Source organism: Longimicrobium sp. (assembly GCF_036387355.1).
Classification (GTDB): Bacteria; Gemmatimonadota; Gemmatimonadetes; order Longimicrobiales; family Longimicrobiaceae; genus Longimicrobium.
In genome coordinates this window covers 17242-31706 of record NZ_DASVTX010000545.1, presented here as the reverse complement: position 1 = coordinate 31706, position 14465 = coordinate 17242, and the positions used below count along the sequence as shown (strand labels likewise).

Sequence of the window (14465 nt, the reverse complement as noted above, 5' to 3'; positions counted from 1 at the left end):
ATCGTTCGATCCTCCGCACCTGGGCCACCTGGTGGCCGCCTCCGACGCCTGCGAGGCGCTGCGGCTGGACCGGCTGCTCTGGATCCCCTCCGCCGTGCACCCGATCAAGCGCGATCGGGTGCGCACCGCGCCCGGGCTGCGGCTGCGCATGGTGCAGGCGGCCATCCGGGGCGACGACCGCTTTCGCGCGGACGACCTGGAGCTGCGGCGGGCCGGCCCGTCGTATACGGTGGATACGCTGCGCGAACTGCGCGGGCGCCACGCGGAGGCCGAACTGTTTCTGCTGGCCGGCGCCGACCTGCTGCGGGAGCTGCCGCGCTGGCGCGAGCCGGACGAAGTGATGCGGCTGGCCACGCTGGCCGTCGTTTCGCGCGAGGGCGACGCGCTTCCGCCCGAAAGCCCGCTCCCGGCCCTGGCCGTGCGGGTCACGCGGGTGGACGTGTCGTCCACCGAGGTACGCCGCCGTGCCGCGGCGGGACAAACGCTCAAATACCTGGTCCCCGAGCCCGTGTGCGCGCTGATCGAGCGCCACGGGCTGTACGGGGGCCGTTCCCGTTGATTGCCGAGGAAGTTTCTGATGCTCAAGAGCCTGGTACGCGCCGTGTTCGGAACGCGCCACACGCGCGAACTGAAGCGGCTGCAGCCCATCGTCGACGAGATCAACCGCGAGTTCGAGCGGCTGCGCAGCGTTCCTGAAGAGGAGCTGCGCGGGCAGACGGAGCGGTTCCGCGAGCTGATCCGCGAGGCCACCGCCGGCGTGGAGGCCGAGCTGGACGAACTGCGCGCCGAGCGCCGCGCCAGCGAGGACGCCGCCGAGCGCGAGGCCCTCTCGCAGCGCATCGGCGAGGCCGAGCAGCGGCTCAAGGCCGAGCTGGAGGCGGTGCTGGACGACATCCTTCCCGAGGCGTTCGCCACCGTCAAGGCGGCGGCCGCCCGGCTGGTGGGCACCGAGGCCACCGTGACCGGCCAGACGCTGCGCTGGGACATGGTGCACTACGACGTGCAGCTCATCGGCGGCATCACCCTGCACCAGGGCAAGGTGGCCGAGATGGCCACGGGCGAGGGCAAGACCCTGGTGGCCACCCTGCCGCTGTACCTGAACGCGCTGGCCGGCCGCGGCGCGCACCTGGTGACCGTGAACTCGTACCTGGCGCAGCGCGACAGCGAGTGGATGGGGCACCTGTACGGCTACCTGGGGCTCACCACCGGGTGCATCGACCTGCACGAGCCCAACACGCCGGAGCGCCGCGCCGCCTATGCCGCCGACATCACCTACGGCACCAACAACGAGTTCGGCTTCGACTACCTGCGCGACAACATGGTGCACGGGTCGGAGCAGCGCGTGCAGCGCGGCCACCACTACGCCATCGTGGACGAAGTGGACTCCGTGCTCATCGACGAGGCCCGCACCCCGCTCATCATCAGCGGGCCGGTGGGGACGGGGACCAACGCGGCGTACGCCCGCTACAACCCGGCCGTGGCCGACCTGGCCCGCCGCCAGACGCGTCTGGTGAACGAACTGATCGCCCAGGCCGAGCAGGACATCGCCGGCGGCGACAGCTACGCCGCGGGCGAAAAGCTGTTCCTGGCCCGGCGCGGCTCGCCGCGCAACAAGCGGCTGCTCAAGATGCTGGCCGACGACCCCGGGCTGGTGAAGGTGATGGGCAAGGTGGAGCGCGACTACATGATGGACAAGCGCGTGCACCTGCTCGAAGAAAACCTGCTGTACTCCATGGACGAGAAGGGGCACACCATCCACCTGACGGACCAGGGGCTGGACGTGCTGGCGCCGGAAGACCACGAGGCGTTCATCGTTCCCGACATCTCCGAGGAGATCCACCGGGTGGATGGGGACGACAGCCTGTCGGTGGATGAAAAGCGCGCCGCCCGCGACGAGCTGGAGCGCGAGTACGCGGAAAAGAGCGAGAAGATCCACATCATCCACCAGCTGCTCAAGGCGTACACGCTCTTCAACCGCGACGAGCAGTACGTGATCCAGAACGGCGAGGTGATGATCGTCGACGAGTTCACCGGCCGCATGATGCCCGGCCGGCGCTGGAGCGACGGGCTGCACCAGGCGGTGGAGGCCAAGGAGGGCGTGCAGGTGCGCGCCGAAACGCAGACCCTGGCCACCATCACCATCCAGAACTACTTCCGCATGTTCGACAAGCTCGGCGGCATGACGGGCACCGCCGAAACGGAAGAAGGGGAGTTCCACCAGATCTACGGCCTGGACGTGATGGTGATTCCCACCAACCGGGCCATCCAGCGCAGCGACCGCCACGACCTGGTCTACAAGACCCGGCGCGAAAAGCTGAACGCCATCGTGGAAGAGGTGCGGCGCCTGCACGCCATGCAGATCCCCGTGCTGGTGGGCACGGTGAGCGTGGACGTGAGCGAGACGCTGTCGCGCATGCTCAAGCGCGCGGGGGTGCCGCACGAGGTGCTGAACGCCAAGCAGCACCAGCGCGAGGCCGAGATCGTGTCGCTGGCGGGGCAGGCCGGGGCGGTCACCATCGCCACCAACATGGCCGGCCGCGGCACCGACATCAAACTGGGCGCGGGGGTCACCGAGCCGCGCACCATCGCCTGGCTCAAGGCGCACGGCGCCGACCTGGCCGAGCTGTCCAAGGTGCCGGACCCGGCCGAGGTGGTGGACCTCACCACCAGGCCCGACGACTACGTGGTGGAAACGGGCGGGCTGCACATCATCGGCTCCGAGCGGCACGAGTCGCGGCGCATCGACCGGCAGCTGCGCGGCCGCGCCGGCCGCCAGGGCGACCCGGGCGCGTCGCAGTTCTTCCTTTCGCTGGAAGACGACCTGATGCGCCTGTTCGGCAGCGACCGCATCGCCGCCATCATGGACCGGCTGGGCGCCGAGGAGGGCGAGGTCATCACCCACCCGTGGATCACCAACTCCATCGGCGGGGCGCAGCAGCGGGTGGAGCTGCAGCACTTTGAGTCGCGCAAGCGGCTGCTGGACTACGACGACGTGATGAACCAGCAGCGCGAGGTCATCTACGACCTGCGCACCTTTGCCCTGGACGGCGGCGAGGAGCTGCGGGGCGAGGTGTGGGAGATGATCGAGCGCGCCCTCCCCGTGGTGCTGGACGAGTACGCCCCCGCCGGCGCCGGCGCCGAGGAGTGGGACCTGGCCGGGCTGCGCCAGCGGCTCATGCTGGACTTCATGATGCCGGCCGACCGGCTGCCCGCGCAGGAGGGCGCCGAGCCCACCTTCAGCAGCCGCGACGAGCTGGACGACTACGTGGTAGAGCTGGCCCGCGACCACTACCACGAAAAGCTGGACCGCTTCGGCGACGCGGCGGACCCGGTGCTGCGCTACGTGGTGCTTTCCACCATCGATGAAAAGTGGAAGGACCACCTGTACGACCTGGACCACCTGAAGGCGTCCATCGGCTTCCGCGGCTGGGGGCAGAAGGACCCCCTGCTGGAGTACAAGAAGGAAGCGTACGACATGTTCGAAGACCTGATGACGGACCTCTACACGTCGGCGTCGCGCTTTGTGTTCCGCGCGCAGCTGGCGCCCATGGAGGCGCCCGAGGACTTCGGCGGGTACGAGATGAACGCGCGCGGGCCGCTGCCGGGCGGGGACTTTGACGCGGAGCCCATGGAGGCCCTGTACGGCGACGCGCCGGAGCCGGCCCCCGCGCCCGAGCCGGCGCCCCCGCCGCGCCGAGCGCCGTCGCTGGGCATCAACCCGTACGCCGCGGTGCCGGCCGCGCCGCCGCAGCAGCTGCAGACCAACCGCGACGAGGGCGCGGCCCCCAAGGCGGCCACGCCCACCGTGGGGCGCAACGACCCGTGCCCCTGCGGCAGCGGCAGGAAGTACAAGGCCTGCCACGGCCGCGGCGCCTGACCCGCGGCGCGGCACCCGGAACGGCGACGGCGCCCGGAGCATCCCGCTCCGGGCGCCGTCGCCGTTGGCGCGGGCGCGGCGGTGCTGGAAAAAGGGGGCGGGGATGATTATACTTCGGGGAATCTTCGGGTGCTCGGGGCGGGTGCCCGCGGCCCGCGCACCGCACCCACGCCCGGAGTGCCGCCATGACGCCGCCGCGCCCCAGCGCCCCGCCCCGATTCAGCCCGCACGCCATCAAGCGGTGGCCCAACCAGGAGCGTCCCCGCGAGCGCATGCTGGCGCTGGGCGCGCGGGCGCTCTCCGCCCGCGAGCTGCTGGCGCTCATCATTGAAACCGGCTCGGCGGCCAAGGGGGGGCGGCCGGCGCTGTCGGCCATGGACCTGGCGGGGAGCCTGCTCACGGCCTTTGCGGCGCCTACCGGCGAAGAATCGCTGCGCCGCATTGCCGCGGCGCCGCTGGCGGCGCTGTGCGAGGTGCCGGGCATCGGGGCGGCCAAGGCGTCCAAGGTGCGGGCCGCCCTGGAACTGGGCCGCCGCCTGTGCGAGGAGGCCCGCCCCGACCGCGAGTGCCTGCGCACCGCCCGCGACGTATACGAGCGCATGCGCCTGGTCATGCGCGACCTGCAGCAGGAGGAGCTGCACGCCCTGCTGCTCAACCCCGCCAACCAGCTGCTGCGCGACGTGGTGGTGGCGCGGGGCACCGCCGACGAGGTGAAGATCCACCCCCGCGACGTGTTTCGCCCCGCGCTGGCCGAGGGGGCGGCCAAGGTGGTGCTGGTGCACAACCACCCCACGGGGGTGCCCACCCCCTCCCCCGAAGACCGCGAAATCACCCGGCGGGTGCTGGGAGCGGGGCGCACCATGGGCATCACGCTGCAGGACCACATCATCGTGGGCGAGGCCAGCTACTACTCCTTCAGCGAAGAAGGCCTCATGTCGATGCTGTAGCCCGGGGCGCCGCAGGGGTGCCCGCGGCGCGCGGAATGCTTAGATTCCGGCCATGAGCCGCTCTGCCCCGTGCACCCGCCCGCCGCGCCCCGCGCGCACGCCGGCGCCTCCCCGTCGGGAGGCGCGCGGCTGATGGCGTCCCAGGCCCCGCTGCTCCCCGCCGCCGAGCAGGCGCTGGAGCACGCCCGCGGCATTCTTCCGCCGGAGCTGTTTTCGGCGGTGGAGCCGTACGCCGACCGGCTGGACCTGGACCTGATCTCGCGCGCGTACGAGTTCAGCTCCGTGGCGCACGCCGGGCAGAAGCGGCACTCGGGCGAAGACTACATCGTCCACTGCATCGAGGTCGCGCGCATTCTGGCCGACCTGCACCTGGACTCGGCCACCATCGCGGGCGGGCTGATCCACGACGTGGTGGAGGACACCCCGGCCACGCTGGACGACGTGCGGGCGGCGTTCGGGGCCGAGGTGAGCACGGTGGTGGACGGGCTCACCAAGATCGCCAAGGTGCAGTTCCGCACCAGCACCGAGCAGCAGGTGGAAAACTTCCGCAAGCTGCTGCTGAGCATGGCGCAGGACGCGCGCGTCATCCTGATCAAGCTGGCGGACCGGCTGCACAACATGCGCACGCTGGACTGGCTGCGGGAGGAGAAGCAGCGCCGCATTGCGCTGGAAACGCGGGAGATCTACGCTCCGCTGGCGCACCGGCTGGGGGTGGCCGCGCTCAAGTGGGAGCTGGAGGACCTGTGCTTCAAGTACCTGGAGCCGGAGCCCTACCGCGAGCTGGCCCGCAAGGTGTCGGAAAAGCGGCGCGAGCGCGAAGAATGGATCGAGAACCTGCGGGCCCCGCTCTCGGCCGAGCTGCGCGAGTCGGGAATCGGGTGCGACGTCACGGGGCGCCCCAAGCACCTGTGGTCCATCTACCGCAAGATGGTGCAGCGGGAAAAGACCTACGACGAGATCTACGACCTCATGGCGGTGCGGGTGATCGTGGAAACGATCGCCGACTGCTACCACGCGCTGGGCGTGATTCACAATCGCTGGACGCCGCTCACGGAGCGGTTCCACGACTACATCGCCACGCCCAAGAGCAACATGTACCAGTCGCTGCACACCACCATCTTCGGGCCGGGTGGGCGGCTGTACGAAATCCAGATCCGCACCCGCGACATGCACCGCACCGCCGAGTACGGCATCGCGGCGCACTGGAAGTACAAGGACCGCGAGGGGCCGCGGGGCGACGACGTCGACGAGACGCTCACCTGGTTCCGGCAGGTGCTGGAGTGGCAGCAGGAAACGCGCGAGCCGGAGGAATTCATGGAATTCCTGCGGATCGACCTGTTCCAGGACGAGATCTTCGTGTTTACCCCCATGGGCGACGTAAAGCAGCTCCCCAAGGGGGCCACGCCCATCGACTTCGCCTTTGCCGTGCACACCGAGGTGGGGCTGCACTGCGCCGGCGCGCGGGTCAACGGCCGCATCACACCCATTACCCGGGAGCTCCGGAACGGCGACCAGGTGGAGGTGATGACCGACGCCAAGCAGCGCCCCTCGCGCGACTGGCTGGCGTTCGTCAAGACGGCGCGGGCGCGCAACAAGATCCGGCAGTGGATCAAGGAAGAGGAGTTCGGCGATTCGGTGCGGCTGGGGCGCGAGTTCATTGAGCGCGAGATCCGCAAGGCGCGGCGCGACAAGGTGTCGGACGACCGCTTCGCCGTCGCCGCCCGCGCGCTGGAGCAGCCCGACGCCGACCACCTGTTCGCGGCGCTGGGCCGGGGCGACCTGGGGCCCAGCGCGGTGATGCGCGCGCTCTGGCCGGAAAGCGTGGAAGAGCCGCAGAAGCCGCCCAGCGCCTTTGAGCGCCTGGTGTCGCGGGTGCGGCGCGAGCCCAACGCCGCGGTGCGCATTCAGGGAATGAGCAACCTGATGGTGCGCTACTCCCAGTGCTGCCAGCCGGTGCCGGGCGACAAGGTGGTGGGATACGTGACCCGCGGCCGGGGCGTGAGCATTCACCGCATCGACTGCCCCAACATCCTGCAGCTGCAGGGGCACCCGGAGCGGCGGGTGGAGATTGACTGGGACGGCGACGGCACCGACCGCTTTCTGGTGCGGCTGGCCATGGAGGGGAGCGACCGGCGCGGCCTGTTCGCCGACATCGCCAGCGCCATCAGCGCCACCAACACCAACATCAGGAGCGCCGACATCAACGCCGACCAGCACGGCATGCGCGGCGACTTCGTGGTGGAGGTAGAGAACCTGGCGCACCTGAACCGGGTGCTGAACGCCATCAAGAAGGTCAAGGGCGTGGTCAAGGTGGAGCGGCGCGAGCAGCCGGAGCTGGAGGCGGGCGAGGGCTGACGCCGGGCGTACGCGGCGTGAACTGCGGTTTCTGTTCGGTGTACCACAGGGTGCCGCGCGCGGCCCGCGCCGACCCCCTGAGACGACGAGGAAAGCAATGCCGTTTGAACTGGTCTCACCCTTTTCCCCCGCCGGCGACCAGCCGAAGGCCATCGCCGAGCTGTCGGCGGGGCTGCGGCGGGGCGACAAGTACCAGACGCTCCTCGGCGCCACGGGAACGGGCAAGACGCTGTCGATGGCGCACGTGATCGCCCAGCACGGCCGGCCCGCGCTGGTGATGAGCCACAACAAGACGCTGGCCGCGCAGCTGTACGGGGAAATCAAGAACTTCTTTCCCCGCAACGCCGTCGAGTACTTCATCAGCTACTACGACTACTACCAGCCCGAGGCGTACGTCCCCAGCACCGACACGTACATCGAAAAGGACAGCTCCATCAACGAGGACATCGAGCGGCTGCGGCTGCGCGCCACCTCGTCGCTGATGGAGCGGGAGGACGTCATCATCGTGTCCTCCGTCTCGTGCATCTACGGCCTGGGCGACCCGCAGGAGTACCGGTCGCAGATGCTGGTGCTGTCCGTGGGGCAGGAGATCAGCCGAAAGAAGATCCTGGAGGGGCTGGTCGCCATCCAGTACAAGCGCAACGACGCCGCCTTTGAGCGCGGCAACTTCCGGGTGCGCGGCGACACGGTGGAGGTGTACCCCGCGTACGAGGAGCAGGGGGTGCGCATCGAGCTGTGGGGCGACGACATCGAGCGCATTTCGCGCTTTGACCCGCTGACCGGCGACACCATTCAGACCATGGAGCGCGCCGCCCTGTACCCGGCCACGCACTTCGTGACGGCGCGCCCCAAGCTGGAGCGGGCGGTGGACCGCATTCGCCGCGAGCTGGACGGGCGGCTCAAGGAAATGCTGGGGCAGGGCAAGCTGCTGGAGGCGCAGCGCCTGGAGAGCCGCACCAACTTCGACATCGAGATGATGCTGGAGATCGGCACCTGCTCCGGCATCGAGAACTACTCCCGCCACATCGCGGGGCGCAACGAGGGCGACCGCCCGGCCTGCCTGTTCGACTACTTTCCGGAAGACTTTCTGGTGGTGGTGGACGAGAGCCACGTGACCGTCCCCCAGATCGGCGGGATGTTCAACGGCGACCGCGCGCGCAAGCTCACCCTGGTGGACCTCGGCTTTCGCCTCCCCTCGGCGCTGGACAACCGCCCGCTCCGCTTTGAGGAGTGGGAGGAGCTGGTGCCCAAGGCCGTGTTCGTCTCCGCGACCCCGGGCGAGTACGAGCTGGCCCGCAGCGGCGGGGTGGTGGTGGAGCAGATCATTCGCCCCACGGGGCTGCTGGACCCGGTGGTGGAGATCCGCCCCGTGAAGGGGCAGGTGGACGACCTGCTGCACGAGATCCGGCTGCGCGCCGGGCGCGGCGAGCGGGTGCTGGTGACCACGCTCACCAAGCGGATGTCGGAGGACCTCACGGACTTTCTGCACCAGGCCGGGGTGCGCGTGCGCTACCTTCACAGCGACATTCAGACGCTGGAGCGGGTGGAGATCCTGCGCGACCTGCGCCTGGGCAAGTTCGACGTGCTGATCGGCATCAACCTGCTGCGCGAGGGGCTGGACCTGCCGGAGGTGTCGCTGGTGGCCATTCTGGACGCGGACAAGGAAGGCTTTCTGCGCAGTTCCAGCTCGCTCATTCAGACGGTGGGGCGCGCGGCGCGCAACTCGGAGGGCACCGCCATTCTGTACGCGGACCGCATCACCGGCTCCATGAAGCGGATGATGGACGAAACGGAGCGGCGCCGCGTGCTGCAGCAGGAGTACAACCGCGAGCACGGCATCATTCCGCAGACCATCTTCAAGTCGGTGGACGAGATCGAGTCCAGCACGCGGGTGGCGGACGCGCGCACGCCCAAGGTGCAGCCGGACGCGCGCACCGGGGCGGACCGCCTGCGCGAGGCCTCGGTGGAGTTCGGCGCCAGGACGCCGGAAGAGACGCTGAAGGAGATCGAGGTGCAGATGCGCGACGCGGCCGCCCAGCTGGACTTTGAGCGCGCGGCGGTGCTGCGCGACCAGTACCTGGAGCTCAAGGCGGAGATGGACGGCGCCAAGACCCCGCAGCGCCGCTCGGTTTCGGGCGCGCGGTGACGGATTCCATGCGGGCCGTGCTGGGCGAGGAGGCGCTGCGGTGGTGGGGCGGGCGGATCGGCGCGGAGGCGCGCACCCCGCTGGTGCTGTGCCTGCGCGGCGACTTGGGCGCGGGCAAGAGCACGCTGGCCCGGGCCATCGCGCACGGGGCCGGGGTGGAGGGTGACGTGCCCTCGCCCACGTACAACCTCCTCTTCCGCTACGACCTCCCCACCGGGGGCGCGCTCTGGCACCTGGACCTGTACCGGCTGGAAGACGAGGACGAGGTGTGGGAGCTGGGGTGGGCGGAGCTGGGCGGGGCGGGGGACCTGGTGCTGATCGAGTGGCCGGAGCGCGCGGAGCGGCTGCTTCCCGCCGTGCGCTGGGAGATCGAGCTCACCGAGGAAGGCGACCCGGAGTCTCGTCTCGTTTCGGCGCAAGCGGTGGGCGGGCCGCCGCCGCTGCCGCCCGTGGAGGAGGGGCGATGAGCGCGGGGAACGGGCCGCTGCTGGCCATCGACAGCTCCACGCGGGCCGCGTACGTCGCGCTCTGGGCGGGGGGGCGGACGGTCGCCGAGCAGACGGTCGCGGCCGCGTCCAACGCGTCGTCCGCGCTGCTTCCCGCGGTGGATGCCGCCCTGCGCGACGCGGGGCTGGCCCCGGCGGACCTGGGCGGGCTGGTGGTGGGAGGCGGGCCGGGCTCGTTTACGGGGCTGCGGATTGCCGCGGCGACGGCCAAGGGCATGGTGCACGCCCTGCGCGTTCCCCTGTTCGCCTACTCGGGGCTGATGGCGGCCGCCGCGGCGCAGGGCGTTTTTGGCCTTCCCGTCTGCGCCCTGTTCGACGCGCGCAACCGCGAGGTGTTCGCGGGCGCCTGGCGCTTTGGCGAGGATGGGGGAGTGGAGGAAGTGTTGCCCATCACCGCGCTAAGGGTGGACGACCTGCGCGAGCGGCTGGGCGGCGAAGTGCATTTCTGCGGCGAAGGCGCCGTGCAGTACGCGGACGACCTGCGCGCGGCGTTCGGCCCCGGCGCGGTGCTGGGGGACGATGCGTCGCTCGCGGCCGGGCTGCTCTGGCTCGCGCGGAACGCGCCGGATGGGGGGCGCGTGGCGGACGCGGCGGCGTGGGAGCCGGAGTACGTGCGCGCCGCGGGCGTGGAGCGCATCGCCGCGGCCCGGGCCGGCTGATGTCCACCCCGCTCGCCCGGATGCCGTCCGCCGGCGCGGCGCCTTTCGCGCTGCGCACCCTGCGCCCGGGCGACCTGCCGCGGGTGATGGAGATCGAGGCACAGTCGTTCAGCACCCCGTGGAAGGAAAGCACCTTTCACGGCCTGATGAAGCGGACGGACACCGACGTGCTCGTGGCGGAGGGGGCGGACGGCGTGCTGGGGTACGCCGCGGCCTGGACGGTGATTGACCAGGCGGAGCTGGGCAACGTGGCGGTGGACCCCGCCGCCCGGGGGCTGGGGGTGGGCGGCGCGCTGGTGGATGGCGTGGTGGAGGCCGTCCGGGCGCGCGGCGCACACGAACTGTTCCTGGAAGTACGCGAAAGCAACCACTCCGCACAATCCATTTACCGCCACCGCGGTTTTGTGGTCGTGGGAAGAAGGCGTTCGTATTACTCGCTTCCCAAGGAGGACGCGCTTGTTATGCGACTCCGAATCCAATCATTTCCTTGACATCGGGACTGGCGTGCCCCTACTATAGCCCGCCCTGTTGTCCACTGCGGTACCTTTCAAAGTCCGAGGAGGAGCTGTGGCTCGCAGCCTGAACAAGGCCATGATCATCGGCAACGTGGGGCAGGACCCGGAAATCCGGGCCATCCCCAGCGGAGCCCGGGTAGCGCAGTTTTCGGTCGCCACCACGCGCAAGTGGAACGGCCGCGACGGCCAGGCGCAGGAAAAGACCGAGTGGCACCGTATCGTGGCGTGGGAAAAGCTCGTCGACATCATCGAGCGCTACGTGAAGAAGGGTGACCGCATCTACGTCGAGGGCGAGATCGAGTATCGCCAGTACGAAGACAAGGACGGCGTCACCAAGTACATGACGGAGATCCGCGCGCGCGAAGTGCTGCTGCTGGGCGGCGGCCGCGGCGGGGATGAGGAAGGTGGCGGCTACAGCGGCGGCGGTGGCGGTGGCCGCGGCGGGTACGGCGGCGGTGGTGGAGGCGGTGGTGGCGGTGGTGGCTACGGGGGCGGGGGGGGCGCCCGCACCGGTGGCGGAGGCGGCGGTGGTGCCCGCCCCAGCGGCGGCAGCCCCGCGGGTGGGGGCGGCGGCCGCGGCGGGTCCGGCGGCGGCAGCAACTACGACGACTTCCAGTCCCCGCCGTTCGAGGACGACGACGATCTGCCGTTCTGAGCCTCCGACCGGCTCGTAGCGCAGGAGACGAAGCCCGCTCCCGGATATCTGTCCGGGGGCGGGCTTCGTCTTTCCTGATCGCCGCTGCTCCCGCCTTACGCAAGCGTCGGCGCTGTCGCTGAAGAGGTGGTTGTTCAATCTGCCAGCTTCCCGTACTTGGAAGAACATGGTGAGGGGCAAGGGTGCCGCTATCACCTAACAACTGTCTGCGCTCCTTTAGGGCCTGATGTCTCGGCTTGATGAAAACTGTGGATCTCTGTACTGTGCGGCGTCCCTTCTTTTGACCTGGCGATTCCGATGAACGCATCTTCCGCTTCCTCCGCCCGCAATCTGGTGTTTGTCTCCTACAGTCACGTGGATACGAGGTGGCTGGAACGCCTCCGTGTGCATCTGAAGCCGCTGGAGCGACAAGGTGTGCTCGCGCTGTGGGACGATGGGAAGATCACCCCCGGTACGCGCTGGAGGGATGAGATCCGGAACGCCCTTGACCACGCCAGGGTCGCGGTGCTCCTCGTAACCGCGGATTTCCTGGCGTCCGACTTCATCGCTGCCAATGAACTGCCGCCGCTTCTGAAATCCGCGGAGGACCGGGGAACCCTTGTGCTTCCCATCATTGTGAAACCCTGCCGGTTCGAGCAGACGGAAGGACTGAGCTGCTTTCAGGCGGTGAACAGTCCGTCCACGCCCCTGGTCGCGGTGCGCTCCGCTCGACGCGAAGAGGTGTTCGTCAAGGTCAGCCGGTTGATCGAAGACGCATTTCGCAGTGCCGTGCCGCAAGTGACTCCTGCGATCGCGCACCAGACAGCCGGATCAGCGCGAGTGGTTGGGAGCAGTGATGCTCGCGAAGTGGAGTTCGGCCCGTATGCGATTCGGGAACTGGCGAGCGGGAGCATAGAGGTGCTGCGCGGCGGGCACGAGGTAAAGCCCACCAAACCCGCACTCAGGGAACTCGCTTCGATTCTCAACCTCGGCCTGCTGAACCGAAACGGGAACCCACTGAACACAAGGCAGTTGGGCGCCCTTGTCATCGACCGGATTCGAGAACTCGGCGCACCGCACTGAAGCGGCGGCACATTGTGCGGCGGGGTTGGGCTGCGTGCGTTACGTGCGAAACCAGAAGCGCAGCATCCTACAGATCCGCTCCCGCGGGGGCTCCGCGGGAGCGGATCGTTGCGTCGCAGGTACGGCGGAAGCCGGAGGCCGCCGGAGCCCTTGCGAGGGCAGGCGCGATCATCACCTTACGGACCGCGAACGCACACACGCCACGGACAGCACCGCGCATCCATGAACATCGAACGACGCTTTGAATCACTCCTCTGGAACAGCCGCCTCATCGTTCTGGTGGCGGTCGTCGCCAGCCTGGTCGTTTCGGTGGCGATGTTCTACATCGCGACCATCGACGTAATCGGGCTGGTGAGCCACCTGGGCGCCTACGCCGACTTTCACCTTGCCGCGGAGGCACGCGCCGCGCTGCGGGCCAACACGGTGACGCACGTGGTGGAGGTGGTGGACGGGTACCTGCTCGCCGCCATCATGCTGATCTTTGCCCTGGGTCTGTACGAGCTGTTCGTCAGCCGCATCGAGGTGGCGGAGGGTTCGGAGTTCGCGTCGCGGCTGCTCCTGATCCGCAGCATGGACGACCTGAAGAGCCGCCTTGCCAAGGTCGTTCTGCTGATCCTGGTAGTGAAGTTCTTTGAATACGCGCTCCGGATCGAGATCAAGTCACCGCTCGACCTGCTGTACCTGGCGCTGGGCACCCTTCTCGTCTCCGGTGCGCTGTGGCTCAGCCATGGCAAGGACGACGTTCATCCGCCGACACCGGCGGACGAGACGACCGGCTGATCGCGCCGGCCGGAGCTTGTCAGAGTACCGGTTCCGCCGCAGAACCTACGGAACGCGCACCAGAGTGGTGATGCTCCCCGGAATCAACCGGTTGGCCGACGTTACGCGCCCGTTTGCGTCGCGCGCAAAGGCGATGCGGATGATCATGCCACCGGGGGACACGTAGTCGAACTCGAACAGCGACGGGCCGATCGGCTCCATGCGCAGCTCGCGCCCGCTCGGCTCCACCATCGCCAGTACCGAATCTCGCGCGACCACGCGCACCGTCCCTCCGCGCGGCCCCCGGTACTCGCCCACGTAGTCCCCCATGGGGCCCGCCTCGGCCGCCGTGAGGCGCGGTGTGAATACCGCGTCGCGGGTGCTCTGCGCCGAAAGAACGCGCCAGCCCGCCCCCTCGCGCTCCAGCACCGTAAGGTAGCGGTAGGCACTGGAAGTCAGCCCGACCGTTTCGGTGGAGCGGGTCGTGGCGACCACCACTCCGGGCGCCACCACCCGCACGGTCTCCTCACTCCAGCCGAACGCGGGAGGGCTGCTCCCGGCAAAGGACAGGGACTGCGCGATTGCCGCCGCCCGGTCCAGGGTCAGCCCGCTGCTGAGCGTAAGCGTAAGCGGCTGTGCGGAATGCGCCTCCAGAAACGCCGTGTCACCGGTGGCCAGGGCACGCCACCAGCCGCGCTGCGTCGCCAGCACGCCGTCGGCGTCGGACGGTGACGTCCCGCGCGGCGGGGACGGAACGGTTGCGCACGCGGCCAGGAGCAACGACAGCAGCAGCGGAGCGGGGCGGGGGAGTGGGCGCATGATCCGTGAAAGGCGGGAGGGGGTGCCGGACGGGTTCCGCCAATCTATTCCGGCAGACGTGCAACGCCAGAATCTTGGTTCCGCCCACATCACACACTCCTCTTGACTACTGGTGTAGGCACGTGTATTCTCGTCGGGTGACGACACGTGTAGGCGCTCCGCTGC

At 69.3% G+C, this 14465-nt stretch carries 12 protein-coding genes; 11 read left to right on the top strand and 1 reads right to left on the bottom strand.

Annotated features, from left to right (window positions below):
• The 11 genes from nadD to VF665_RS23535 form a co-directional block, all read left to right on the top strand.
• Positions 1-559 (top strand): nicotinate-nucleotide adenylyltransferase (gene nadD / locus VF665_RS23585; RefSeq protein ID WP_331055938.1); only part of this gene is annotated, 559 nt, incomplete at its 5' end.
• A gap of 18 nt (positions 560-577) precedes the next feature.
• The gene (gene secA / locus VF665_RS23580) at positions 578-3877 is read left to right on the top strand and encodes a preprotein translocase subunit SecA (RefSeq protein WP_331055937.1); all 3300 of its coding nucleotides are present in this window, start codon (positions 578-580) and stop codon (positions 3875-3877) included.
• A gap of 185 nt (positions 3878-4062) precedes the next feature.
• Positions 4063-4824, top strand: coding sequence for a RadC family protein (gene radC, locus VF665_RS23575; protein ID WP_331055936.1), 762 nt, complete (start codon positions 4063-4065; stop codon positions 4822-4824).
• A 132-nt stretch (positions 4825-4956) separates the two neighbouring features.
• Positions 4957-7179, top strand: a complete 2223-nt coding sequence (locus tag VF665_RS23570; RefSeq protein ID WP_331055935.1) for a bifunctional (p)ppGpp synthetase/guanosine-3',5'-bis(diphosphate) 3'-pyrophosphohydrolase — start codon at positions 4957-4959, stop codon at positions 7177-7179.
• A gap of 97 nt (positions 7180-7276) precedes the next feature.
• Complete coding sequence (gene uvrB, locus VF665_RS23565; RefSeq protein ID WP_331055934.1) at positions 7277-9325, top strand: excinuclease ABC subunit UvrB; 2049 nt, start codon at positions 7277-7279, stop codon at positions 9323-9325.
• Positions 9322-9792 carry a tRNA (adenosine(37)-N6)-threonylcarbamoyltransferase complex ATPase subunit type 1 TsaE gene (gene tsaE, locus VF665_RS23560; protein WP_331055933.1) on the top strand — a complete coding sequence of 157 codons (471 nt, stop codon included), beginning with the start codon at positions 9322-9324 and terminating at the stop codon, positions 9790-9792. The genes uvrB and tsaE overlap by 4 nt, the downstream gene beginning before the upstream one ends.
• Entirely contained in the window at positions 9789-10490 is a 702-nt protein-coding gene (gene tsaB, locus VF665_RS23555) for a tRNA (adenosine(37)-N6)-threonylcarbamoyltransferase complex dimerization subunit type 1 TsaB (RefSeq protein ID WP_331055932.1), read from the top strand. The genes tsaE and tsaB overlap by 4 nt, the downstream gene beginning before the upstream one ends.
• The gene (gene rimI, locus VF665_RS23550) at positions 10490-10981 is read left to right on the top strand and encodes a ribosomal protein S18-alanine N-acetyltransferase (RefSeq protein ID WP_331055931.1); all 492 of its coding nucleotides are present in this window, start codon (positions 10490-10492) and stop codon (positions 10979-10981) included. Before tsaB ends, rimI begins: the two co-directional genes overlap by 1 nt.
• Before the next feature lie 76 nt (positions 10982-11057).
• Positions 11058-11660, top strand: a complete 603-nt coding sequence (locus VF665_RS23545) for a single-stranded DNA-binding protein (protein WP_331055930.1) — start codon at positions 11058-11060, stop codon at positions 11658-11660.
• Between the two features lie 297 nt (positions 11661-11957).
• Complete coding sequence (locus tag VF665_RS23540; protein WP_331055929.1) at positions 11958-12722, top strand: toll/interleukin-1 receptor domain-containing protein; 765 nt, start codon at positions 11958-11960, stop codon at positions 12720-12722.
• A gap of 222 nt (positions 12723-12944) precedes the next feature.
• Positions 12945-13502 carry a YqhA family protein gene (locus tag VF665_RS23535; RefSeq protein ID WP_331055928.1) on the top strand — a complete coding sequence of 186 codons (558 nt, stop codon included), beginning with the start codon at positions 12945-12947 and terminating at the stop codon, positions 13500-13502.
• A gap of 45 nt (positions 13503-13547) precedes the next feature.
• On the opposite strand, the gene VF665_RS23530 is transcribed toward VF665_RS23535, so the two are convergent.
• Positions 13548-14300 carry a nuclear transport factor 2 family protein gene (locus VF665_RS23530; RefSeq protein WP_331055927.1) on the bottom strand — a complete coding sequence of 251 codons (753 nt, stop codon included), beginning with the start codon at positions 14298-14300 and terminating at the stop codon, positions 13548-13550.
• Positions 14301-14465 lie beyond the last annotated feature (165 nt).